Annotated in this window: 19 protein-coding genes; 10 read left to right on the top strand and 9 right to left on the bottom strand. The window is 71.9% G+C overall.

Annotated features, from left to right (window positions below):
• Window positions 1–250 precede the first annotated feature (250 nt).
• Window positions 251–3,553, top strand: a complete 3,303-nt coding sequence (locus OG568_RS32815; protein ID WP_329534158.1) for a S8 family serine peptidase — start codon at window positions 251–253, stop codon at window positions 3,551–3,553.
• 103 nt (window positions 3,554–3,656) lie between these two features.
• Here the strand turns inward: OG568_RS32815 and OG568_RS32810 are convergent, their stop codons facing one another.
• Complete coding sequence (locus OG568_RS32810) at window positions 3,657–4,406, bottom strand: hypothetical protein (protein ID WP_329534157.1); 750 nt, start codon at window positions 4,404–4,406, stop codon at window positions 3,657–3,659.
• A gap of 1 nt (window position 4,407) precedes the next feature.
• A complete protein-coding gene (locus tag OG568_RS32805; RefSeq protein WP_168508699.1) occupies window positions 4,408–4,929 on the bottom strand; it encodes a sigma-70 family RNA polymerase sigma factor in 522 nt (173 codons plus the stop codon).
• A 294-nt stretch (window positions 4,930–5,223) separates the two neighbouring features.
• Between OG568_RS32805 and OG568_RS32800 the strand changes: the two genes are divergently transcribed.
• Window positions 5,224–6,240, top strand: coding sequence for an aspartate-semialdehyde dehydrogenase (locus tag OG568_RS32800; RefSeq protein WP_329534156.1), 1,017 nt, complete (start codon window positions 5,224–5,226; stop codon window positions 6,238–6,240).
• A gap of 68 nt (window positions 6,241–6,308) precedes the next feature.
• Here the strand turns inward: OG568_RS32800 and OG568_RS32795 are convergent, their stop codons facing one another.
• Window positions 6,309–6,803 carry a DUF1203 domain-containing protein gene (locus tag OG568_RS32795; protein ID WP_329536525.1) on the bottom strand — a complete coding sequence of 165 codons (495 nt, stop codon included), beginning with the start codon at window positions 6,801–6,803 and terminating at the stop codon, window positions 6,309–6,311.
• Between the two features lie 147 nt (window positions 6,804–6,950).
• Between OG568_RS32795 and pepN the strand changes: the two genes are divergently transcribed.
• A complete protein-coding gene (gene pepN / locus OG568_RS32790; RefSeq protein WP_329534155.1) occupies window positions 6,951–9,530 on the top strand; it encodes an aminopeptidase N in 2,580 nt (859 codons plus the stop codon).
• A 69-nt stretch (window positions 9,531–9,599) separates the two neighbouring features.
• Here the strand turns inward: pepN and OG568_RS32785 are convergent, their stop codons facing one another.
• Both OG568_RS32785 and OG568_RS32780 read right to left on the bottom strand, forming a co-directional pair.
• A complete protein-coding gene (locus OG568_RS32785) occupies window positions 9,600–10,856 on the bottom strand; it encodes a M14 family zinc carboxypeptidase (RefSeq protein ID WP_266413905.1) in 1,257 nt (418 codons plus the stop codon).
• A 167-nt stretch (window positions 10,857–11,023) separates the two neighbouring features.
• Window positions 11,024–11,977 (bottom strand): EamA family transporter, encoded by a 954-nt coding sequence (locus OG568_RS32780; RefSeq protein ID WP_329534154.1) that lies wholly within the window; start codon window positions 11,975–11,977, stop codon window positions 11,024–11,026.
• 139 nt (window positions 11,978–12,116) lie between these two features.
• Between OG568_RS32780 and OG568_RS32775 the strand changes: the two genes are divergently transcribed.
• A complete protein-coding gene (locus OG568_RS32775; RefSeq protein ID WP_329534153.1) occupies window positions 12,117–12,614 on the top strand; it encodes a MarR family winged helix-turn-helix transcriptional regulator in 498 nt (165 codons plus the stop codon).
• On the opposite strand, the gene OG568_RS32770 is transcribed toward OG568_RS32775, so the two are convergent.
• Window positions 12,615–14,120, bottom strand: coding sequence for an FAD-dependent monooxygenase (locus OG568_RS32770; protein WP_329534152.1), 1,506 nt, complete (start codon window positions 14,118–14,120; stop codon window positions 12,615–12,617).
• 183 nt (window positions 14,121–14,303) lie between these two features.
• On the opposite strand from OG568_RS32770, the gene OG568_RS32765 reads away from it, so the two are divergent.
• Window positions 14,304–14,897: a TetR/AcrR family transcriptional regulator gene (locus OG568_RS32765; protein WP_329534151.1), complete on the top strand. Its 594-nt coding sequence runs from the start codon at window positions 14,304–14,306 to the stop codon at window positions 14,895–14,897.
• A 251-nt stretch (window positions 14,898–15,148) separates the two neighbouring features.
• On the opposite strand, the gene OG568_RS32760 is transcribed toward OG568_RS32765, so the two are convergent.
• From OG568_RS32760 to OG568_RS32750, 3 genes are read right to left on the bottom strand one after another with little or no spacing between them, the layout of a single operon-like run.
• On the bottom strand, window positions 15,149–15,388 hold the full coding sequence (locus OG568_RS32760) for a hypothetical protein (RefSeq protein WP_266413900.1): 240 nt from the start codon (window positions 15,386–15,388) through the stop codon (window positions 15,149–15,151).
• A gap of 58 nt (window positions 15,389–15,446) precedes the next feature.
• Complete coding sequence (gene malQ, locus OG568_RS32755; RefSeq protein ID WP_329534150.1) at window positions 15,447–17,594, bottom strand: 4-alpha-glucanotransferase; 2,148 nt, start codon at window positions 17,592–17,594, stop codon at window positions 15,447–15,449.
• The gene (locus tag OG568_RS32750) at window positions 17,595–17,834 is read right to left on the bottom strand and encodes a hypothetical protein (protein ID WP_329534149.1); all 240 of its coding nucleotides are present in this window, start codon (window positions 17,832–17,834) and stop codon (window positions 17,595–17,597) included.
• Window positions 17,835–18,059: 225 nt separating this feature from the next.
• Here OG568_RS32750 and OG568_RS32745 point away from each other — a divergent pair, with 225 nt between their 5' ends.
• From OG568_RS32745 to OG568_RS32725, 5 genes are read left to right on the top strand one after another with little or no spacing between them, the layout of a single operon-like run.
• Window positions 18,060–18,650, top strand: coding sequence for an RNA polymerase sigma factor (locus tag OG568_RS32745; protein ID WP_329534148.1), 591 nt, complete (start codon window positions 18,060–18,062; stop codon window positions 18,648–18,650).
• Window positions 18,647–19,546, top strand: a complete 900-nt coding sequence (locus OG568_RS32740) for a zf-HC2 domain-containing protein (protein WP_329534147.1) — start codon at window positions 18,647–18,649, stop codon at window positions 19,544–19,546. Before OG568_RS32745 ends, OG568_RS32740 begins: the two co-directional genes overlap by 4 nt.
• 26 nt (window positions 19,547–19,572) lie before the next feature.
• Window positions 19,573–20,367 (top strand): ABC transporter ATP-binding protein, encoded by a 795-nt coding sequence (locus OG568_RS32735; protein WP_329534146.1) that lies wholly within the window; start codon window positions 19,573–19,575, stop codon window positions 20,365–20,367.
• The gene (locus OG568_RS32730) at window positions 20,364–21,707 is read left to right on the top strand and encodes a hypothetical protein (protein ID WP_329534145.1); all 1,344 of its coding nucleotides are present in this window, start codon (window positions 20,364–20,366) and stop codon (window positions 21,705–21,707) included. The genes OG568_RS32735 and OG568_RS32730 overlap by 4 nt, the downstream gene beginning before the upstream one ends.
• Window positions 21,704–22,333: a hypothetical protein gene (locus tag OG568_RS32725; RefSeq protein WP_329534144.1), complete on the top strand. Its 630-nt coding sequence runs from the start codon at window positions 21,704–21,706 to the stop codon at window positions 22,331–22,333. The genes OG568_RS32730 and OG568_RS32725 overlap by 4 nt, the downstream gene beginning before the upstream one ends.
• Window positions 22,334–22,378 lie beyond the last annotated feature (45 nt).

The following is a 22,378-nucleotide window of genomic DNA, read 5'->3' as shown; positions in this document are numbered from 1 at the left end:
CCGGAGGGCGGGCGGCGAGCAGTCGCCGATTGGTTGACCATGTCCCGTCATACCGTGTTTTGACCGGCGTGGCGTATGGCGGAAGTACGCCATGGTTCCATCCCGCCACGGTCAACTCTCCCCAAACAACTGCCCCTTAGGTAAAGCTGAGCGGTCATCCGGGTCCACATACCGGACTGATGTGATCGTGTCCCGGGGAACGTCGGGACCGGTCACTCCACGCTCGTTCCTTTACCTACAAGGGATGCTGATGACCGATCCTCAGCGCGCACCGATATCGGGCGCGAGACGCGTGGCCCGCATCGCCGTGGCCGCGGGCCTGGTGGCCGCGCTCTCCTCGGCCGGGCCGATACCCATGGCCTTCTCCGCGGACCACGCACCCGCCACGCCCGGCCCGGGCACCAAGTCCGCGAGCGCCAAGCTCGGTTCGGACGACGCGGACCTCCTCGCCGACGCCAAGGCCGACGGCGCCAAGAACGTCACGATGATGATCGCCACCGCTCCCGGGCAGACCGAACAGGTCGCCAAGGAGATGGACGCGGTCAAGGGCGGCTCCGTCGGCCAGACGTACGACAAGGTCGGTTACGTCCGGGCCACGGTCCCGACCGCCAAGGCCGACGCGGCCATCGCCGCCGCCACCAAACTGACCTCGGTGCACGCCATCGACCTGCGCCAGGACATCGCGCTCGACGACCCGACGCCGAGCGCCGACACGGCCAAGGGCGCCTCTTCGAAGGCCACGAAGACCTACGCCGCGCCCGACAAGAACACCCCCGCCGAGAACCCGTACAACCCGTCCTTCGAGACGGGCGCCGTCGACTTCGTGAAGAAGAACCCGAAGGCGGACGGCCGGGGCATCACCATCGGCATCCTCGACTCCGGTGTGGACCTGAGCCACCCGGCGCTGCAGAAGACCACCACCGGCGAGCGCAAGATCGTCGACTGGGTCACCTCGACCGACCCGATCCTCGACAACGACCTGAGCTGGCGGCCCATGGTCAGCGCGGTCTCCGGGCCCGCCTTCACCTACGGCGGCCAGAGCTGGACGTCCCCGGCGGGCTCGTACGAGATCAGCACGTTCCGGGAGTCCGCGACCGCGGGCGGCGACGCCGCGGGCGACGTGAACCGTGACGGCGACACCACCGACGCGTGGGGCGTCCTGTACGACCCGGCGGCCGGCACCGTCACCGTCGACGTGAACAACAACCACGACTTCACCGACGACACCGCGATGAAGCCGTACAAGGACGGCTACCAGATCGGTCGCTTCGGGACCGACAACCCGGCCACCGACGTCGTCGAGAGCCAGCCGTTCGTCGTGCAGATCCGCAAGGACGTGCCGATGGACCCCTACGGGGGCGACTGGGTCGGCAAGAAGGCCGACTTCGTCAACATCGGTCTGATCGCGAGCGAGCACGGCACGCACGTCGCCGGCATCACCTCCGCGAACGGCCTGTTCGGCGGCAAGATGAACGGCGCCGCCCCCGGCGCGAAGATCGTCTCGTCGCGCGCCTGCGTGTTCGGCCCGAGCTGCACCAACGTCGCGCTCACCGAGGGCATGCTCGACCTCGTCGTCAACCACGGCGTCGACATCGTGAACATGTCCATCGGCGGCCTGCCCGCGCTGAACGACGGCAACAACGCGCGCTCCGAGCTCTACACGCGTCTCATCGACACCTACGGTGTCCAGCTGGTGATCTCCGCGGGCAACTCCGGCCCCGGCGCCAACACCATCGGCGACCCCGGCCTGGCCGACAAGGTCATCTCGGTCGGCGCGTCCATCTCCAAGGACACCTGGGCCGCCAACTACGGCTCCGTCGTGGAGAAGAAGTACGCGATGATGCCGTTCTCCTCGCGCGGTCCGCGTGAGGACGGCGGCTTCACGCCGACGCTGACCGCGCCCGGCGCCGCGATCAACACCACGCAGACCTGGCTGCCGGGCTCCCCGGTCGCCCAGGCCGGCTACTCCCTGCCGGCCGGCTACTCGATGCTCCAGGGCACCTCGATGGCCTCCCCGCAGGCCGCCGGCGCGTCCGCGCTGCTGCTGAGCGCCGCCAAGCAGAAGGGCATCGCCCTGACGCCCGCCGAGCTGCGCACGGCCCTCACCTCGACCGCCGACCACATCAAGGGTGTGCAGGCGTACGAGGAGGGCGCGGGCCTCATCAACATCGTGGACGCGTGGAAGTCGATCAAGGACGACGCGACCGCCCACGACTACACCGTCAAGGCCCCCGTCGACACCGCGATCGACTACGCGCTGAAGACCCCGGGCTTCGGCACCGGCCTCTACGACCGCGAGGGCGGCCTCAAGGCCGGCGTGAAGAAGTCGTACGAGATCACCATCACGCGTACGTCCGGCCCGGACAAGGCGATCCGCCACGAGCTGCACTTCGAGAACAACGCCGGTGACACCTTCAGGATCGCCGGCTCCGACGAGGTCAAGCTCGAACTGAACAAGCCGGTCACCGTCAAGGTCACCGCGAAGGCCTCCTCGTCCGGCATCAAGAGCGCGATCCTCGAGGTCGACGACCCGCGGACCGAGGGCGTCGACAAGCAGATCCTGACGACGGTCGTGGTCTCCACGCCGCTCAAGTACACGTTCTCCAAGTCGAGTTCGGTGCAGCGCAACAGCACGCAGTCGTACTTCCTGACCGTGCCCGAGGGCGCGAAGGCGCTGGAGGTCGCGATCGGCGGGCTGAAGGACCTGAGCCAGACCCGGTTCATCTCCATCCACCCGTACGGTGTCCCGGTCGAGGACACCGGCACGCCGTACTGCTACAGCAACTACCCGAACACCAACGGCTGCAAGCCCGACGTGCGTGCGTACGCGGACCCGCAGCCCGGTGTCTGGGAGGTCGAGGTCGAGGCGCGCCGTACGTCGCCGCTGCTCGACAACCCGTACACGCTGGACGCCACCGTGCTCGGCGCGGCCTTCGACCCGGAGACCGTGACCGTGTCAGAGGCCAAGGTCGGCACCCCGGTCACCGCCTCCTGGAAGGTGACGAACAACTTCGCGGCGCTCGACGGCACCCTGAAGGGCGGCCCGCTCGGCTCCTCGAAGACGGCCCGGCCGACCATCGCCGACGGCGCCACGCAGACCAGCACGGTCGACGTGCCCGCGGGCGCCGCGTCGCTCGACGTCGCCATCGGCAACGTCTCGGACACGGCAGCCGACCTGGACCTGACGGTGTACGACTCCGCCGGCAAGCAGGTCGCGCAGTCCGCGGACGGCGACGCGGAGGAGGCGGTCTCCATCCCCAACCCCGCCGCCGGTACGTACACCATCGAGGTCGTGGGCTACTCGGTCCCGTCGGGCTCGACCGCGTACGACTACCGTGACGTGTTCTTCTCCGCCGCGCTCGGCTCGGTCAAGGTCGACGAGTCCACGCCGGTCAAGCTCGCCACGGGCGGCACCGCGACGGTCTCCGGCGAGGTCACCGCGGCCGCGCCGGCTCCCGAGGGACGTGAGTTCTTCGGCCGGGTCCAGCTGGTGAACGCCCGCGGGACGGCCGCAGGCCTCGGCAGCGTGAAGATCGAGAAGGTCACGCCGTAACACCTACGGCGGTGAAGGGGCGGGCGTCCGGGAACGGGCGCCCGCCCTTTTTCACGGGCACGGGAGAGTACGGGTTTTCACGGGCACGTCAGACTGCGGGTTTTCACGGGCACGTGAGAGTGCGGGACTCGGGCAGCGCCTTGACGATCCACGCGCGTTCGTCGGCGATGGCCTTGCGCCCCGTGGTCCAGCCGGTGGGTGTCGCCGGGTCGTCGTGGAGGGCGACGAGCACCTGCTCGCCCTCGCGCGGCCGGGGAGCCACCTCCTCGTCCAGGACCAGGACGACCTCGGCCTTCCCCTTCTCCGGCTTGTAATAGCGGTCCACATGGAGCGTGATCCGGTTCTCCGTGGTGCCGGGGAGGGGCTCGACGTGGGCGACCGTGCCCTCGGCGACCAGCCGGGAGCAGGCGAGGTAACCCGGGCCGCTGAGCGAGGCCCCTGCCCCCGCGCTCCCGTTGTCGGCCGCCTTGGCGTCGCTGCTGTCCGACGTGCTCATCGCCCCACCGCCCCCGTTGTGCGCGAGGAGCCAGCCCATGCCGACGACCATCGCGGCCACGGTGGCCACGACGAGCGTGCCCAGGGCGAAGGCTAGGGGACGCCGGCCGCGGTTCCTCGGGGCGCCTTCGGGGCGACGGGTGCGCTTTCTGGGGGCCCGTACCGGGACCGGCTTCGCCTCCTCCGCACGGTCCGCCAGCGCGTCCCCGATGACCGCCAACTGCTCCCGCAGCAGCGCCACATCGGCCACCGCCGACCGGTGCTCGGCCATGAACTCCGGGTCGTCGCCGACCCCTTCGGGCAGAGGCTCGTCAGTGATCGCGGCCAACAGCGCGTCCACTCCCTCATACTCGGCCACGTCACACCACCTCGTCCTCGTGCAGGCGGGCGCGCAGGGCGCGGACCGCCGAGTGCAGCCTGCTCTTGACCGTGCCCTCCGGGATGCCCAGCTCCTCGGCGATCCCGCGCACGGACAGATCGGCGTAGAAACGCAGGACGAGGACCTGGCGCTGGGCGTCGGGCAGCTCGTCCAGGCCCTGCGCCACGGCGAGCGAGAGCACGCTGGAGTCCTCGTCACGGGCGTCCGCCGGCTGCCGCAGCGAGGCCAGCCGTTCGCCGAGCCGCTCCTGACGCCGCTTGGCCCGGTGCCAGTCCATCGCCAGGTTCGAGGCGACGACCGCCGCCCACGCGGACACGTCACGCGGCGCCTCGTCCCCCTTCGCCGCGCGTTCCAGCAACCGCAGGCGGACCTGCTGCACCCCGTCCGGCAGGTCCGCCTGCGGTACGCCACCGAGCGCGAGCACGGCCCGCACCCGGCGTTCCTGGGCCGCGTCCAGGGGATCGTCCGCCCCCTGGGCACGGCGTGCCTTTCTGCGCAGCACTCCGCCCCTCCCCTCCCGCGTTTCCTCTACGACGCCGGTGCGGGCCAAAACGTTCGGCCGTACCCCGACGAGTCGTACGTCACACCGGGCCGGGGCCCGTGAGGAGGTCCACGCCGCACGGCTTGCGGTCCCCGGCGGCCGACGGAAGGGTTTCTTTCGGATGCCGAACGGACACCGGACGGCGGACGCGTCCCATTCCTCGGGCGGCACGGGCAAAGGATTGGACACGCGGGCACCGGTCAGACGCATGATGGAAGCGCTGGACCATGGAGAACGCACGTAAAGGGAGTCGCCGTGAGGGTCGGAATCGTCGGAGCCACCGGTCAGGTCGGCACAGTCATGCGCAGGATCCTCGTCGAGCGGAAGTTCCCGGTCGAGGAGCTGCGGCTGTTCGCCTCGGCGCGTTCGGCCGGGACGGTGCTCGACGGTGTGACGGTGGAGGACGCGGCGACGGCGGACTACTCCGGCCTGGACATCGTCCTGTTCTCCGCGGGCGGCGCGACCTCCAAGGCGCTGGCCGAGAAGGTCGCCTCGCAGGGCGCGGTCGTGATCGACAACTCCTCCGCGTGGCGCAAGGACCCGCAGGTGCCCCTGGTGGTCTCCGAGGTGAACCCGCACGCGATCGCCGACCGCCCCAAGGGCATCATCGCCAACCCGAACTGCACGACGATGGCCGCGATGCCCGTCCTGAAGCCGCTGCACGAGGAGGCGGGGCTCGAGGCGCTGGTCGTCGCGACCTACCAGGCGGTGTCCGGCTCCGGCCTCGCGGGCGTGGCCGAGCTGCACGGCCAGGTACTGAAGGTCGCCACGGACGCCGACAAGCTGACCCATGACGGCGGCGCGGTCGACTTCCCCGAGCCGGGTGTCTACAAGCGCCCCATCGCCTTCAACGTGCTCCCGCTCGCGGGGTCGATCGTCGACGACGGTCTGCACGAGACGGACGAGGAGCAGAAGCTCCGCAACGAGTCCCGCAAGATCCTGGAGATCCCCGCGCTCAAGGTCTCCGGCACCTGCGTCCGCGTCCCGGTGTTCAGCGGCCACTCCCTCCAGGTGAACGCCCGCTTCGCGCGTCCGCTGAGCGTGGAGCGCGCGACCGAGCTGCTGGCCGGCGCCCCGGGCGTCGCCCTCTCCGAGATCCCGAACCCGCTCGAGGCCGCCGGCCGCGACGCGTCGTACGTGGGCCGCATCCGCACCGACGAGACGGTCGAGCACGGCCTCGCCCTCTTCGTCTCCAACGACAACCTCCGCAAGGGCGCCGCGCTGAACGCGATCCAGATCGCGGAACTGGTGGCGGCGGAGCTCAAGGGCTGACGGAGCTCAAGGGCTGACGCCCGCGCCACGTGCCCCGGGGGCGGTCACCGCACGGTGACCGCCCCTTCTCACGCCCGCCGCACCTCGTAGAGGAAGCACCCGTACTCCACGGCCCGCACATGGACCAGCGCCACCTGCGGATCGGCGAAGGCCTCATCGAAGGCGTCGTCGAAGGCGGCGGAGCTCTCGGCGTTCTCGACGTTCTCGACCAGACGGCCGCCCAGGATGTGGCCCTCGGCGGAGTAGTGGCGGACCGTGCGGTGGGCGCCCGGGAAGGGGTGGCCGTGCGGGTCGGGGCCCGGGCAGTCGTCGGCGTGGATGAAGACCGGGCCCTGCTCGTCGTACGCGCCCGGGTCGGCGCCCGTCGCGGCGGCCCAGCGGCGCAGCGGCGCGTAGGAGACGAGGGCGATCCGCTCGCCCGGCTCACTGCGCCGAAGGCAGCAGCGCAGCGGTGCGCCGCCCTCCTCGTCCGCGAAGGGAACCATCGGGCGGTCCGCGTCGTCAGCTGTGCGGAGATCCTTCAGGGCCGCCGGGTCGATGGGACGTGCCGTGTACGTCGTCATGTCCGTCGTCGTGTACGTCGTCGTGTCCGTCGTCATGTCTCCAGGCTCGCGCCCGCGCCTGCCTGGCACCGGCGGGAAACGGACATCGCATCCGTGCAGGTCCCATGGAAGGATGGCGCAACCGTCACATAACGAGGAGATGACCGCGTGCCTGGCACAAACCTGACCCGCGAAGAGGCGCAGCAGCGCGCGAAGCTGCTCACCGTTGACTCGTACGAGATCGATCTCGACCTCTCGGGCGCGCAGGAGGGCGGCACCTACCGGTCCGTGACCACGGTGCGCTTCGACGTCGAGGAGAGCGGCTCGGAGACCTTCATCGACCTGGTCGCTCCCGCCGTTCACGAGGTGACCCTGAACGGGGACCCTCTCGACCCCGCCGAGGTCTTCGAGGACTCGCGGATCGCGCTTCCGGGGCTGCTGGAGGGCCGCAACGTCCTGCGTGTCGTGGCCGACTGCGCGTACACCAACACCGGTGAGGGCCTGCACCGCTTCGTCGACCCCGTCGACCAGCAGGCCTACCTCTACACCCAGTTCGAGGTCCCGGACGCGCGCCGGGTGTTCGCGAGCTTCGAGCAGCCCGACCTGAAGGCCACCTTCCAGTTCACCGTGAAGGCGCCCTCCGGCTGGACCGTGATCTCCAACTCCCCGACGCCCGAGCCCAAGGACGACACCTGGGTCTTCGAGCCGACGCCGCGGATCTCCACGTACATCACCGCGCTGATCGTCGGGCCGTACCACTCCGTCCACAGCGTGTACGAGAAGGACGGGCAGAGCGTTCCGCTCGGCATCTACTGTCGGCCCTCGCTCGCCGAGTTCCTCGACTCGGACGCGATCTTCGAGGTCACCCGGCAGGGCTTCGACTGGTTCCAGGAGAAGTTCGACTACGCGTACCCGTTCAAGAAGTACGACCAGCTCTTCGTGCCGGAGTTCAACGCCGGCGCGATGGAGAACGCGGGCGCGGTGACGATCCGGGACCAGTACGTGTTCCGGTCCAAGGTGACCGACGCCTCGTACGAGGTGCGCGCCGAGACCATCCTGCACGAGCTCGCCCACATGTGGTTCGGCGACCTCGTGACCATGGAGTGGTGGAACGACCTCTGGCTGAACGAGTCGTTCGCGACGTACACCTCCATCGCCTGCCAGGCGTACGCCCCCGACTCCCGCTGGCCGCACTCCTGGACCACCTTCGCCAACTCCATGAAGACGTGGGCCTACCGGCAGGACCAGCTGCCCTCCACCCACCCGATCATGGCCGAGATCAACGACCTGGACGACGTCCTCGTCAACTTCGACGGCATCACGTACGCGAAGGGGGCGAGCGTGTTGAAGCAGCTCGTCGCCTACGTCGGCATGGACGAGTTCTTCAAGGGCGTGCAGGCGTACTTCAAGCGGCACGCGTACGGCAACACGCGCCTCAGCGATCTGCTGGGCGCCCTGGAGGAGACCTCCGGGCGTGATCTGAAGACCTGGTCGGAGAAGTGGCTCCAGACCGCCGGCATCAACATCCTGCGCCCGGAGGTGGAGACCGACGCGAACGGCGTCATCACCTCCTTCGCGATCCGCCAGGAGGCTCCGGCGCTCCCGGCGGGTGCCAAGGGTGAGCCGACCCTGCGCCCGCACCGCATCGCGATCGGCCTCTACGACCTCGACGACGACAGCGGCAAGCTGGTGCGCGGCGAGCGCGTCGAGCTGGACGTCGACGGCGAGCTGACGGCCGTGGCACAGCTGGTCGGCAAGCGTCGCCCGGCGGTCTTCCTGCTCAACGACGACGACCTGTCGTACGCCAAGGTACGCCTCGACGAGGACTCGCTCGCCTTCGTCACCGAGCACCTCGGCGACTTCGAGTCCTCCCTCCCCCGTGCCCTGTGCTGGGCCTCGGCCTGGGACATGACCCGCGACGGGGAGCTCGCCACCCGCGACTACCTGTCCCTGGTCCTGTCGGGCATCGGCAAGGAGTCCGACATCGGTGTCGTGCAGTCGCTGCAGCGCCAGGTGAAGCTGGCGATCGAGCAGTACGCCGACCCGACGGCCCGTGAGGCGCTGCTGACCCGCTGGACGGACGCGACGCTCGCACATCTGCGCGCCGCCCAGCCCGGTGGCGACCACCAGCTCGCCTGGGCGCGCGCCTTCGCGGCGACCGCCCGTACGCCGGAACAGCTGGACCTCCTGGAGGGCCTGCTGGAGGGCCGGGAGAGCATCGAGGGCCTCGCCGTCGACACCGAGCTGCGCTGGGCGTTCGTCCAGCGGCTCGCGGCGGTCGGGCGCTACGACGAGGCGGAGATCGCCGCCGAGGCTGAGCGCGACAAGACGGCGGCGGGTGAGCGGCACGCGGAGACGGCCCGGGCCTCGCGTCCCACCGAGGAGGCGAAGGCGGAGGCGTGGACCGCGGTCGTCGAGTCCGACAAGCTCCCGAACGCCGTGCAGGAAGCGGTGATCGGCGGCTTCGTGCAGACCGACCAGCGCGAACTGCTCGCCCCGTACACGGACAAGTACTTCTCCGTGGTGAAGGACATCTGGGACGCCCGTTCGCACGAGATCGCCCAGCAGATCGTGGTCGGTCTCTACCCGTCCATCCAGGTCTCCGAGGAGACCCTCGCCAAGACGGACGCGTGGCTGGCCTCGGCCGAGCCCACCCCGGCCCTGCGGCGCCTGATCTCGGAGTCCCGCTCCGGGGTCGAGCGCGCGCTGAAGGCCCAGGCGGCGGACGCGGCGGCGGCGGACGCGTAGTCGGTCGTACGTGAGTGGGGGCGTCCGGCGTCGCGCCGGGCGCCCCCACTCGTACGCGGACGCGTGAGGTCACACCAGGGCACGGGCGAGTACGAGCATCGTGCGGATCTGCAGCGCGGTCTGGTCGGCCACCGGGACCCAGCGGGCGTCGAAGGTGCTCGCCAGTTCACGGGACCAGGTCTCCACGAGGGTGTCCAGCGCGGGTGCGCCGCCCAGGCCCTGTCGCATCATGGCCGCCGCGCGCAGCGGGATGCGCCGGGCGGCGACACCGAGGGAGACGGAGTTGCCCACGGTGGTGGCGAGTTCGGCGGAGTTCCAGGTGTCCACGACTCCGGGGCCGATGTCCATGAGCTCGCGGGCGGCGGTGAAGTGGGCGATCTGGTCGGGGGTCCGCGGTGACCTGGGCCCCAGCTCCCCCACCACCGCCTCCAGTTGTTTGGCGCGGCCGAGCAGGATCTCACTCGCCTCCGCGACCTCGCGCCGGGGCTCGGCCACGGGCTGCGGATCGCTGACGCCCGCCACGCTCCAGAAGGGCGCCTCGACGACCGCCGACACCGTGCCGTGCCGCATCGCGTAGAGCCAGGTCGCCTGCGAGGTGAAGCCGGACGGGTCCCGTTCCTCGGTGGGGCTCCCGTCCGGCAGGACCAGCACCCCCGGGCTCTCGGCCAGCCATCCCATGCCGTCGAACGGCCGGTGTTCCAGGGGAATGCCGAGGTCCGCCGCGATCCGGCGGTAGGCGGCCGCCGCCCCCGGCAGCGCACGAGTCAACTGCAGAAAGGATCCGCCCACTTCGACACCGTGCAGCGAGAACTGCACGACCGGCCGAAGTTCGTCGAGGAGCCGCACCAGCGCCTCGGACTCCGGCATCGCCGGACGCGGATCACTCGCGACGGGCGGAAACTCGGGCTGAGCGGCGAAGGCGGGCCGGTAGAAGCGCCGGTAGTAACCCCGGAGGGTCGGCGACGCCCCGGTCGCCCGCCCCTCGCCGGACCACCCCGTCATCCATCGCCCAGCGAGACTCGCGCCGTCGGGATCGAGACAGAGCAGGAAGTGCCAGGTGCAGCCGAGCTCCTGGAGCAGCGCCGGCTCCCGCGCGAACCTGTCGACCAGGGAGAGCGAGGTGACCCCGCCCACCGGTTCGTTCGCGTGCGCGCCGGCGACCGTGAGGATGTGCCGGGGGCCGTGTCCGGCCGACAGCAGCCACAGCGGCCGGCCGGCACGCGAGGTCCCGACGACACGCAACCGCAGTACACCGGGCCGCGCCGCCACCGTCGCGCGAGCACGTCGCAGCAGCTCGCCGAGGGTGGGATACGGGGTTCCCCGCATGCCGGGCTCCGGTCAGGTGCCGTTCGTGTCGCTGTCGCCGGTGGTCTCCTTCTTGTCCAGCGGACGGATCACGATCTTGGCGCGCACACCGGCTCCTCTTCCAGTAGGGACGTTGAGTGCTGCGGCACGATCGCCGACCGCGTCTCGTCAAGACTCGACTCGGGGTATCAGAGTGTCAAGGCATGTCCCTGTAAAGGGGAGGGGTATTCGACCGGGGCTGTTTTCCTCCGCGTGCCACCTGTGGGAGTCGGCCGCCCGCCACGCGGCCCGAGCTGCCCGAAGACCGTCGCCCCGAACGCCAGCACCATCCCTGCCACCTGCACCGGCGTCAGTGTCTGCCCCAGCGCCGCCCAGCCGATGACGGCCGCGGTCAACGGTGACAGCGGGCCGAGGAAGGTGACCTGTGTGGCGCCGAGCCGGCCGATGCCCCTGAACCAGAGCCAGTACGCCACCGCCGTGTTCGCCAGCGCGAGGTACAGGTATCCGCCGACCGCCCGGCCGTCCAGCGCGGGCGGCGCGCCCTCGACGAGGAGGGCCACCGGGACGATCAGCAGCCCGCCCGCCGTCAGCTGCCAGGCGGTCAGCGCCAGCGGACCGACCCCGTCCGGCCGTCCCCACCGCTTGGTGAGCACCGTGCCGGTGGACATCGACGCGGTCGCGCCGAGCGCCGCGAGCACCCCCACCGCGTCGAGTGCACCCGCCGCTTTCAGCACGACGAGGCTGACCCCGAGGGCCGCGGCGATACCCGTGAGGAGCGTCCGCGAGGTCGGGCGGTCACCTAGCAGCGGCGCCGCGAGGCCCGCGACGAACAGCGGCCCGACCGAGCCGACGACCGCCGCCATGCCGCCGGGCAGCCGGTACGCGGAGAGGAACAGCAGCGGGAAGAAGGCGCCGATGTTCAGCGCGCCCAGCACCGCCGCCTTCCCCCACCAGGCGCCGCGCGGCAACACCCGGGCCGACGCGAGGAGCAGCAGCCCGGCGGGCAGGGCTCGCGTCACCCCGGTGAACAGGGGCCGGTCGGCGGGGAGGAACTCCGTGGTGACGGCGTAGGTACTCCCCCACGAGATGGGGGCCAGCGCGGTCAGGGCTATGAGGGTGGGACGGTTCGTGTTCGCGGCCATGAGGGCACCCGATTCAAAAGTAGGTCAGCGAAAGTAGCTTAGTTGCAAGTTACTTTCCGTCAAGTCACTTTCTTCCAAGCAACTCCCTCGTCAGCTACTTTCTTGCGGGCGATCGACCCCTCGACGGATACTCGCCCCCATGAAGACGCCCCAGGACCCCGTCGACGCGATCGTCGAGCAGTGGGCCACCGTCCGGCCGGACCTCGACACCGCCGCGATGGAGGTCTTCGGCCGCGTCTTCCGGCTCGCGCGCACGATGGGCGACCGGATGGAGAAGGCGTACGCGCCCCACGGGATCTCACGCGGGGAGTTCGACGTACTCGCCACCCTGCGCCGCTCCGACGCCCCGTACACCCTCTCGCCCCGGCAGCTCTCGGCGACGCTCATGCTCACCACCGGCGGCATGACCGGGCGCCTGGACAAGCTCGAACGCGCCGGACTGCTGCGGCGCTCCCCCGACCCGCACGACCGGCGCGGGCTCCAGGTGACGCTCACGGACAAGGGACTGCGGCTCATCGACGAGGCCGTCACCGCGGGACTCGCCGTCCAGACTGAGGCCCTGGCCCACCTCGACGAGGAACGCGCCGGTCAACTGGCCGACCTGTTGCGCGAGTTGGTGTTGGGTACCGGAGCCTAGTCAGTCACCCAGCGCCGCCGCCAGGGCCGCCGCCACGGCCGGCGCGGCGGGGGATTCCGCGGCCCAGGCCGCGTACCCGTCGGGCCGCACCAGCAGTGTCGTACGCCGGTCGCTCGCCCAGCTCTCCACGGTGAGGCGGTCCTCGCGGCCCTTGAGGTCGTCCAGGCCGTACGCCCGGACCACCGCCGCCGGTGCGACGAGCACGAACCGGCCGCCGCGCAGGGCCTCGTAGAGGCGGCCGCCCTCAAGGGCGACATCGGGGACGCGGGTGCCGACGAGGGCGTGGGAGCCCCGCGGGGCCGGGTAGGCGAAGCCGATGCCGGTGATCTGGCCCGCCGCCTTCCGGCCCATGGGACCGACGCCGTTGAGGACCGTGGTGAGCGCGGAGCGCAGCGCCAGCGTCCAGGGGTGCTTGGCCATCGCGAGTCGGACGATCCCGCCACTGCTGCGCAGCACCGCCTTTCCGACGGGGTGGCGCTCGGCCTGGTAGGTGTCCAGCAGATCCGTACCCGCGTGGCCGTTGACGACCAGCGCGAGCTTCCAGCCGAGGTTCGCCGCGTCCTGAAGGCCGGTGTTCATGCCCTGGCCGCCGGCCGGGGTGTGGACGTGGGCGGCGTCCCCGGCGAGGAAGACCCGGCCCACGCGGTACGAGGGCGCCTGGCGCTCGTCACTGTGGAAGCGGGACATCCAGCGGGCGTCGTGCATGCCGTAGTCGCGGCCGAGGGAGAGCCGGACGATCTCCTTGACCTCGTCGAGTTCGAGCGGCTCGCTGTCGGGGACGTCGCGGCCGCGGTGCCAGCCGATCACGCGGTAGTAGCCGTCCCCGAAGGGCGCGATGAAGGCGAAGGCGTCACCGACGGCGTTGGCGGTGAGGATCGACTCCGGCTCCTCGGCGAGCAGGACGTCGGCGAGGACGACGGACCGGATGACCGACTTCCCGGGAAACGGCAGCCCCACCGCCTCACGCACCGCACTGCGCATCCCGTCCGCCCCGACGACGTACGCGGCCGCCAGCTCTCCCACCTCCCCGTCCGCACCCCGGACTTCGAGCGTGACGCCTTCCGCGTCCTGGCGCAGTCCGGTCACCTCGGTCTCGTACACGAACCGCACCCCGACCTCGACCGCCCGCCGCTCCAACGCCTTCTCCACCTCGTACTGCGGGATCACGAGCAGGTGGTTGAAGCGGGAGGGGAGAGCGTCGAGGGCGACGGAGAGCCGGCCGAAGAGACGGATGCGGTCGAGGGTCCGGCCGTGGCTCTCCAGCTCGTCGGCGAGACCGCGGGCGTCGAGCTGCTCCAGGGTGCGGGCGTGCAGGACGAAGGCGCGGGAGAGGTTGCTGATCTTGTGCGGGCGCTTCTCGACGAGGGTGACGGGGACACCGGCGGTGGCGAGGTCTCCGGCCAGCAGGAGGCCGGTGGGGCCGCAGCCGACGACGATCACGTTCCGGGGCGCGGTGGTGCCGGTGATGCCGGTGATGCCGGTGGTGTCGTTCGCCTTGCCGTTCATGGCGGCCTCCCTATGCCAACACTCGTGGACCAACACCCGTGAGCCAACATTTGTAGGCCAACTCTTGTGGGCCAACGCTTGTGGGCCAACGCTTGTGGGCCAACGCTCGTGGGCCAACGCTTGTTCACCAACATAAAGTGACCCCTCTGGACTGTCAACAACTGTTGGCCTACGGTTGTTGGCATGCCGGACAAGGAACTCCCCGCACCCGCCCCGTCCCCCGCGGCCCGCCGCTCGGACACCACCCGCACCACCATCCTCACCGCCGCGCGCGAACGCTTCGCCGCCGACGGCTATGAGCGCGCCACGATCCGCGCCATCGCCAAGGACGCGCGGATCGATCCGTCGATGGTCATGCGGTACTACGGCTCGAAGGAAGGACTGTTCGCCGCGGTCCTCGACGTCGACCTACGGCTGCCGGGTCCGGACGGGCTGAATCCGCACGAGGTGGGCCGCGTCCTGGTGAGCCACTTCCTCGACCTCTGGGAGGAGAACGAGGTCCTCACCGTGCTGCTCCGGGTCGGCGTGACCAATCCGGCGGGCGCCGAGCGCATGCAGGGCATCTTCCGGGACCAGCTCATGCCGGTCGCGCTGCGGGTGTGCCCCGACCCGGAGCAGGCACCCGCACGGGCCGCGCTGACCGCCTCACAGGTGCTGGGCATGGCGATGGCCCGCTACGTCCTGCGTTTCCCGCCCGCCGTCGCGCTGCCGCGCGAGGAGGTCGTGGCGTGGCTGGCACCGACGGTGCAGCGCTACCTCACAGCGCCGCATCCGTAACGGCCCCCGGTCGGCCATGTCGGCTCCCCACCATGTGCGCCGGAAGTCGTGAACACTAAACCGCTTTAGTGTTCACGACTTCCGAGGAGGGTGCCCCGCCGGCGGATCCGCCAGCGGGTTCACAACACGTCGGGGCCCTCCGAAAACGCGTCGAGGGAGTCCGCGCACCCGGCGGGTGTGCGGACTCCCTCGATCGAGAAGGATTCCAGAGACCCCGGCGAGAGGCCGGGGCTGCGGAAAGCGGGCCGGAATCAGGTCCGCTTCGGCTGCTTGTCGGACTTGTCCAGGACCACCACGAGGCCCGCGATGATCAGGAACAGGACGATCGGCGTCGCGACGTAGAGGCCGAGCGTTTCGATCACGCTCAGGCCCTTGCCGGGGTCGTCACCGTCGTCGCGGGTCAGCGCGAGCGCGGGGGACGACATGAGCAGCATCATCAGCGTCGTACCGGAAGCCAGGGCGCCGGCGCGCAGGGCGTTCTTCTTGTCCACGGTGCAAACGTAGCGAACACCTGAATGAGTCGCGCGCCCGGGGTGCCGTACGGAGGCCTCACCCCCGCCCGCACCGCCCACCGCGGTCCCCGGACCGTCCTCGCAGCACATCGATCAGCGCGTGCAGCCGGGGCGAGGCCGCCAGCTCCTCCAGGGTCACCGGGCGGCCGTCGGCGTCGGCGATGGGCAGCCGCCAGTTCGGGTACTGGTCCCAGGTGCCCGGCAGGTTCTGCGGGCGCCGGTCCCCGACCGTGTCCGGGAGCCACACACCGATCATGCGGGCCGGGGTGCGCAGCAGGAAGCGGTGCACGGCCTGGATCTCGGCCTCCTCCGACACCGCCGAACCCGCGTCGCTCGCCCCGTGCAGCAGCCCGAGGCGGGCGAGCAGCGCCAGCCACTCCCCCGTGTCCGCGGTGGCCGCGGTCCGTTCGTCCTCCAGGGAGCCGGTGAGCAGGCCGAGCCGGTCGCGGAGTTCGACGTGGTCGCCGGTGAGCCGGGAGGCGGTGGGCGGCAGGTCGTGGGTGGTGGCGGTGGCGAGGCAGTCGGGGCGCCAGCGCTCGGGCGGCAGGGGCTTCCCGTCGCCGTCCCAGTCGCGTTCGAACCACAGCACCGAGGTGCCGAGCACCCCGCGCTCGTGCAGCGTCTCGCGCACCCCGGGCTCGACGGTGCCCAGGTCCTCGCCGATCACCAGGGCCCCGGCCCGTGAGGCCTCCAGGGTCAGGATCGCGAGCATCGCCTCGGCGTCGTAACGGACGTACGTGCCCTCCGTGGGCGGCTGTCCCTGCGGCACCCACCAGAGCCGGAACAGGCCCATGACGTGGTCGATGCGCAGGGCGCCCGCGTGCCGGAAGAGGGCGCGCAGGAGGTGGCGGTACGGCGCGTAGCCCGAGGCGGCCAGCCGGTCCGGGCGCCAGGGCGGCAGGCCCCAGTCCTGGCCGCGCGCGTTGAACGCGTCCGGGGGCGCGCCCACCGACATGCCCGCCGCGAAGTACTCCTGTTGCGCCCACGCGTCGGCCCCGCCCGGATGCACGCCGACCGCGAGGTCGTGCACAAGTCCCACCGCCATCCCGGCGTCACGCGCGGACCGCTGGGCGGTGGCGAGCTGGGCGTCGGTGAGCCAGGCGAGACGGCTGTGGAAGTCGACGCGGTCCATCAACTCGCCGCGGGCGCGGGCGGTCGCGGGTGAGCGCGGGTCACGCAGTCCCACGGGCCACCGCTGCCACTCGGGGCCGTACACCTCGGCGAGCGCGCACCAGGTGGCGTGGTCCTCCAGCGCCTCGCCCTCCTCGGCGAGGAAGTCGACGTAGGCGGCACGTCGGCCGGGCCCCAGCGGCACCTCGCGCACCAGTTCCAGCGCCTCGCGCTTGAGCTCCCACACGGCGTCGCGGTCGATCAACGCACCCTTGTGCAGCACGGATGCACGCAGTCGCTCGGCACGCTCCGACAGCGCCCGCACCCGGTCCGGGTCGTCGACATGGGCGAACTCGGGGATGTCCTCGACCCGCAGGTGGACCGGGTCGGGGAAGCGACGGGAGGAGGGCCGGTACGGGGAGGGGTCGGTGGGGGCGCCGGGTACGGCCGCGTGCAGGGGGTTGACCTGCACGAATCCGGCGCCGAGCGCCCGGCCGGACCAGGCGGTCAGTTCGGCGAGGTCGCCGAGGTCGCCCATGCCCCAGGAACGCCGGGAGAGGAGGGAGTACAGCTGGACGAGGAGTCCGTACGTGCGTCCGGGCGGTGCGGGCAGCCGGGCGGGGGCGCCGACGAGGTGGGCCTCGGCGGTGCGGCCGTCGGGAGCTGTGGCGTGCAGGGTGTGGACGCCGGGCGGGAGTTGCTCGGCCGCGGCACGGGTCTCGCCCTGCTCGGTGGTGATGCGCAGCCGGGTGCCGGCGGGCAGTCCGGCGAGTGCGGCGGGCGGGCTGCCGCCCCAGCACACCACCGTCGGCGGCAGCAGCCGCTCCCGCGTCTCGGCCTCCTGGGTGGCGAGTGCCGCGCGGACGGCGTCCGGGGTGCTCACGTCGACGCCGAGCGCCGCCAGGGCCGCGACGACCGCGGAGTCCGTGGCCGCGACCGTACGGTCCGGGGAGGGGCTGTAGGAGGTGGCGACGCCGTACAGTGCGGCGAGCCGCGCCAGCGGTGCGTGCGGGTCCGGAGGCTCGGCCGGCGCGGAACCGGCGGGTGAGTGGTCCGCGGGCGGGCGAGGCGCCATCTATACCCCCGAGGCGTCCGTGGCGGCGCCGGTGGAGACGGGCTCGCTGGTCAGGTGCGCGGCATCGGCCAGCGGCGGTTCGCTGGTCAGCGGCTCGGCGTCGGGGAGGGGAGGTTCGCTGGTCAGCGGCGGTTCGGTGCTGGCGCCCTCGGCACTGAAGACGCACACGTGAGGCTCGACGGAGGGCTCCGTCGGGCGTTTGGAGAGGGCCGAGAGCAGAAGGTGTGCCGATGCGGCCACGGGGGCCTCCTTGTCGTCGTACGGCGGATGCGGGTGTGTGCAGCTCTACCCAGTGGGCGCGTTCGCAGACGTACGAGGACGGAGAAGGTGCGTTTGGTCACAGACCGTACCCGGCGCGGCTCGGGACTGCCGTGAAGTCCCGGGACTGCCGTGAAGTGATGTGCCGTGGTGTGAACCGACGGCCTCGCGGGGGTCGATAGACAGGGTGTGAGACTGTTCCGCCCCATGGGGGGCCACCGGGAGGACGCCACGGACGCCGCGCTGCTGCGGGCCGTGGCGGGCGGGGACTCGGCGGCGATGGCCGCGCTGTACGACCGGCACGCCGGGTGGCTGCACACGCGGCTGACCCGGCGGTGCGACGATCCCGAGGTCGTGCGGGAGGTGCTGCAGGACACCTTCGTGACCGTGTGGCGGTCGGCGGCCACGCACCGGGGCGAGGAGGCGGGCGGCTGGCTGTGGACGATCGCGGCGCGGCGGCTCGTCGACGCGCGGCGGGTGCAGGAGCGGGCCGAGCGCGTCGAGTACGCGGCGCCCGTGCCCGCGCCCTCCGCCGAGGATCGTGTGCTGGCGGGCCTGGAGTACGGGGACGTGGGTACGGCCCTGGACCGCATCTCGCCCGAACTCCGCGAGGTGCTGCGCGCCACGGTCGTCGACGGGCTGACCACGCGTGAGACCGCCCGGCTGCTCGGTATCCCGGAGGGCACGGTCAAGACCCGGGCCAGGCGCGCCCGCGCGGAACTCCGCGCGGCGCTCGCGCACGTGAATCCGTCCTCGGCTTCGTTCCTGGACCCCTCGCTGCTGGGAGGCACGGCATGACCGGCTGGCATGCGCCCGACGACCTCGTCGCCCGTTACGCGGACGGCTCCCTTCCGGAGACGGACGCCTGGTCCCTGGAGAAACACCTGGAGAGTTGCGGAACGTGCGCCGCAAGGGTCTCGCGTGCGGCGCGGGAGGGGGCGGCGGGGGTGGTACTGGCGGAGGTGCGCGACGCGGTGCTGACGGCGGTACTCGAGTCGGCGCCGGCGCCTACCCCCGTACCCGCCGCCTCAAGGCGCCCCCGAGCCGTCGGGGGGCGGCTCGGGCGGATCCTCTGGGCGGCGGGGCCCGCTCTGCGCGGGGCCTGGGCCGGGGCCGTCGTGCTGGTCGCCGTGGGGGCGCTCGTGCTCGCGTACGGGGGCGGGTTCGACGGCGCGCGGCCCTTGCTGCTGGCCGTGGCCCCGGTCGTACCCGTGGCGGGCGTCGCCCTCTCGTACGGGCGGCATGCCGATCCACTGCACGAGATCGTCGCTACGTCGCCCTCCGGCGGGCTTCGGCTGGTGCTGACGCGGACGGCCGCCGTGCTGACGGTGAGCGTGCCGCTGCTGACGGTGGCGGGGCTGTTGCTCCCCGCCGCCGACCCGCGCCTGCCGCAGGCACCCACGGCGGCCGCCTGGCTGCTGCCCGGCCTCGCCCTGACCCTGGCCACGCTGGCGCTGTCCGGATACGTGGGCTGCCGTACCGCCTCCGGGGTGGTGGGCTGCGGCTGGTTGCTCGCGCTGGCGGCGCCCCTCCTCGCGGCTTCGAGCCCCGACCTGACGGCCCGCCTCACGCATCAGCTCTCCCTCTACTTCACCGGCGCCTCGCCGCAGTGGGGCTGGGCGGCGGCGTCCGCGCTCTGCGCCCTCCTCCTCGCCGCGCGCCGTTCCTCGTACGACCGTCTGGAGACGATGTGAACTCCCTTGATTTGTCCGGCACTTCGATGACGGACGACGGTGTGGGCGCGACCACCGCCTCCATACGAGTCTCCGGACTGACCGTCCGGCACCGCAGGACCACCGCGCTGAACGCCGTCGACCTGGACTTCGGCCCCGGCGTCCACGGCCTGCTCGGCCCCAACGGCGCCGGCAAGACCTCCCTCATCCGCATCCTCGCGACGATCGCGGAGCCCTCCGCGGGCCGGGTGAGGATGCTCGGCAACGACCTCCGCCACCGGCAGAAGCGCGGTGCCGTCCGCCGCGAACTGGGGTATCTGCCGCAGGACTTCGGGTACTACCCGGGGTTCACCGTGCGGGAGTTCGTGGCGTACGTGGCCTGGCTGAAGGAGGTGCCGACCGCCGACGCCTCCGCAGCGGTCGAGCACGCCGTCGCCCGGGTCGGGCTCGCCGACCGTATCGACGCGAAGGTCAAAACGCTGTCCGGCGGCATGATCCGGCGCGTCGGCATCGCCCAGGCCATCGTGAACGATCCCCGTGTCCTGCTCCTCGACGAGCCCACCGCGGGCCTGGACCCCGAGCAGCGCGTGGAGTTCCGGGCGCTGCTGCGGGAGCTGGGCCGGAGCGCCACGGTGATCGTCTCCACCCACCTGGTGGAGGACGTGGCCGCGGCCTGCACGGACGTCACCCTGATCGAGGCCGGTCAGGTCGCCTACCGCGGCACACCCCACTCCCTCGCCGCCCTCGGCGCCGACGGCCACGAGTCCGACGGCAACGCCATCGAACGCGGCTACACCACGGTCCTGCGCGGCCACCGCGCATCGACGGGGTCCGCCCGATGAACGTACGCATCCAGCGCGCCCCCCACCCTCTCCGCGTCGAGTCCCTGCGCGGGTTCGCCCCCTGGGCGGCCGCGGCGCTGCTGCTCGCCCTCGCCTGGATGCTTGCCTCCACGGCGACCCTGTGGCAGGGCAGCTGGGGGGAGACGACAGGCAGGCTGAGCGTGGCGGCCGGCGTGATCGGCGTTCCGTTCGCGCTCGCGGCGGGCGCATGGCAGGGCGGCCGGGAGCGCCGGCTGCGGATGACGGAGCTGCGGGCCTCGACCGCTCGTACCCCGCTCGCCCAGCTCCTGACGGCCGCCCTGCCGCTCGCCTGCTGGCTGGCGGTGGCATACCTCGTGGCGGTGGCCGGTGCGCTGCTCGCCTGCGCGCCGTACGCGTCGGCGGGCGGCCCGGTCCCGACCGTCTTCGCCGGGGCCGCGCTCTCGATCACCGCGTGCACGCTGCTCGGCCATGCGGCCGGACGGCTGCTGCCCTGGCGGCTGACCGCTCCCGCGCTCGCGATCTGCGGGTACGTCCTGTACGGCACCCTCGGCCTCTCGGAGTCGGGCTTCCGCAACCTCGCTCCCGCCTACCTGAGCCTGGTCGGCGACTACGACGTCCCGGTCTGGTGGTATCCGCTCGTGTCGGCCCTGTGGCCGGCCGGGCTCGCCGCCGCGGCGGCCGTGGCCCTTGCCGCGTACCGCCGTGCCACCGCGTTGCTGCCGCTCGCGGCCGCGCTCGGCGCCGCCGTCCTCCTGGTCCACACGGGCGACGGCATGCTGCGCGACAACCCGCTCGCCCACCGCCAGGTGTGCGACGACTCCACCACCCCGCGTATCTGCGTCAGCGCCGTCCACCCGGACATGCTGCCGGAGGTGACCCATGTGCTGTCCGGTCTCACCGGCCGCCTGGACGGGGTGCGGAACCTGCCGGTCCGCTTCGAGGACCTGCCGCGCCGCCCGCACAAGGACGAGGCGGAACTGCCGATGCTCACCCCGATCGGCTGGAGCGCCGTCCGCGGCAAGGTGACCGATCCGCAGCAGTACGCCTGGGAGGCCGCCATGATGCTGGTCGGCCCGGACTGCGAGGAGTCGCCGTCCGCGGAGCGCGTCCAGGTCACCCAAGAGGCCGTAGTGCGCTGGCTGGCCCCGGACTCCGCACAGAAGGACATACGCGAGCGCTCCGTGGCATCGGCCCGGCAGCGAGGCGACACGAAGGAACTCGCGAAGCTCCGCGCCGAGGACAAGGCGTACGCGCACCTCACCGCCATGACCGACGACGAACGCCGCTCCTGGCTCAGCCGCTACTTCGCCACCGCCCACGACTGCGACCCGAACCCGAGCGAGGTCCCGTCCCTGTGAACGCCCCGCGCAGAGCCACCCCGCCGACGCCCCTCACCCTTTACGCCCGCTCCCGCGCCGTCCCGACCACTCTGGCCGCCCTCGCCTGCGCCGCCCTCCTCACCTTCTGGGTGGCGGGCCGCCCGGACGCCTTCCTCGACCCGTATCGCAGGGTCCCGATGCTCTCCCTCGCCCCGCTGCTGGCCTCGGCGGCGATCGGGCTGAGCCTCCACTCGTACGCGCGGGACCTGGACGACACCGCCGTACGCCCCTGGTGGCCGAGGCGCCTGGCCCATCTGCTGGTCCTCACCGCGCTCGCGGCGACGGTGCTCGCGCTCGCCATACCGGGAGACGCACAGACGTTCGGTTCGGCGGGGATGGTCCGCAACACGCTCGGGGCCGTCGGCATCACGGCGGTCGGGGCGGTGCTGTTCGGCGCCCGGGCGAGCTGGATGCCGACGATGCTGTACTTCAGCGCCGTGTACCTGTCGGCCGCCTCGCCGCGTATGAGCACCGAGACCGTCCTGACCTGGCCCACGCAGTCGGGCCCCCAGCCCGGCGCCTGGGCAGCCGCCCTCGCACTCTTCGTGCTGGGCTCGGCACTCTACGCGCTGCGCGGCGCCCGCCCCGAAGGACCCCGCGCCTGACACGGGGCCGTACGGGGCGGGCCACGGGCCACCGGGGCCAGGGAA

This window comes from Streptomyces sp. NBC_01450, from assembly GCF_036227505.1.
GTDB lineage: Bacteria > Actinomycetota > Actinomycetes > Streptomycetales > Streptomycetaceae > Streptomyces.
This window is presented reverse-complemented; position numbering and strand designations above follow the sequence as displayed.

Coding starts and splice junctions, on each gene's coding strand:
- OG568_RS32735 (WP_329534146.1), top strand. CDS start 19,573: ATGACGGACGACGGTGTGGGCGCGACCACCGCCTCCATACGAGTCTCC.
- malQ (WP_329534150.1), bottom strand. CDS start 17,594: ATGGCGCCTCGCCCGCCCGCGGACCACTCACCCGCCGGTTCCGCGCCG.
- OG568_RS32775 (WP_329534153.1), top strand. CDS start 12,117: ATGAAGACGCCCCAGGACCCCGTCGACGCGATCGTCGAGCAGTGGGCC.
- OG568_RS32815 (WP_329534158.1), top strand. CDS start 251: ATGACCGATCCTCAGCGCGCACCGATATCGGGCGCGAGACGCGTGGCC.
- OG568_RS32780 (WP_329534154.1), bottom strand. CDS start 11,977: ATGGCCGCGAACACGAACCGTCCCACCCTCATAGCCCTGACCGCGCTG.
- OG568_RS32795 (WP_329536525.1), bottom strand. CDS start 6,803: ATGACGACGTACACGGCACGTCCCATCGACCCGGCGGCCCTGAAGGAT.
- OG568_RS32785 (WP_266413905.1), bottom strand. CDS start 10,856: ATGCGGGGAACCCCGTATCCCACCCTCGGCGAGCTGCTGCGACGTGCT.
- OG568_RS32745 (WP_329534148.1), top strand. CDS start 18,060: ATGGGGGGCCACCGGGAGGACGCCACGGACGCCGCGCTGCTGCGGGCC.
- OG568_RS32730 (WP_329534145.1), top strand. CDS start 20,364: ATGAACGTACGCATCCAGCGCGCCCCCCACCCTCTCCGCGTCGAGTCC.
- OG568_RS32770 (WP_329534152.1), bottom strand. CDS start 14,120: ATGAACGGCAAGGCGAACGACACCACCGGCATCACCGGCATCACCGGC.
- OG568_RS32740 (WP_329534147.1), top strand. CDS start 18,647: ATGACCGGCTGGCATGCGCCCGACGACCTCGTCGCCCGTTACGCGGAC.
- OG568_RS32765 (WP_329534151.1), top strand. CDS start 14,304: ATGCCGGACAAGGAACTCCCCGCACCCGCCCCGTCCCCCGCGGCCCGC.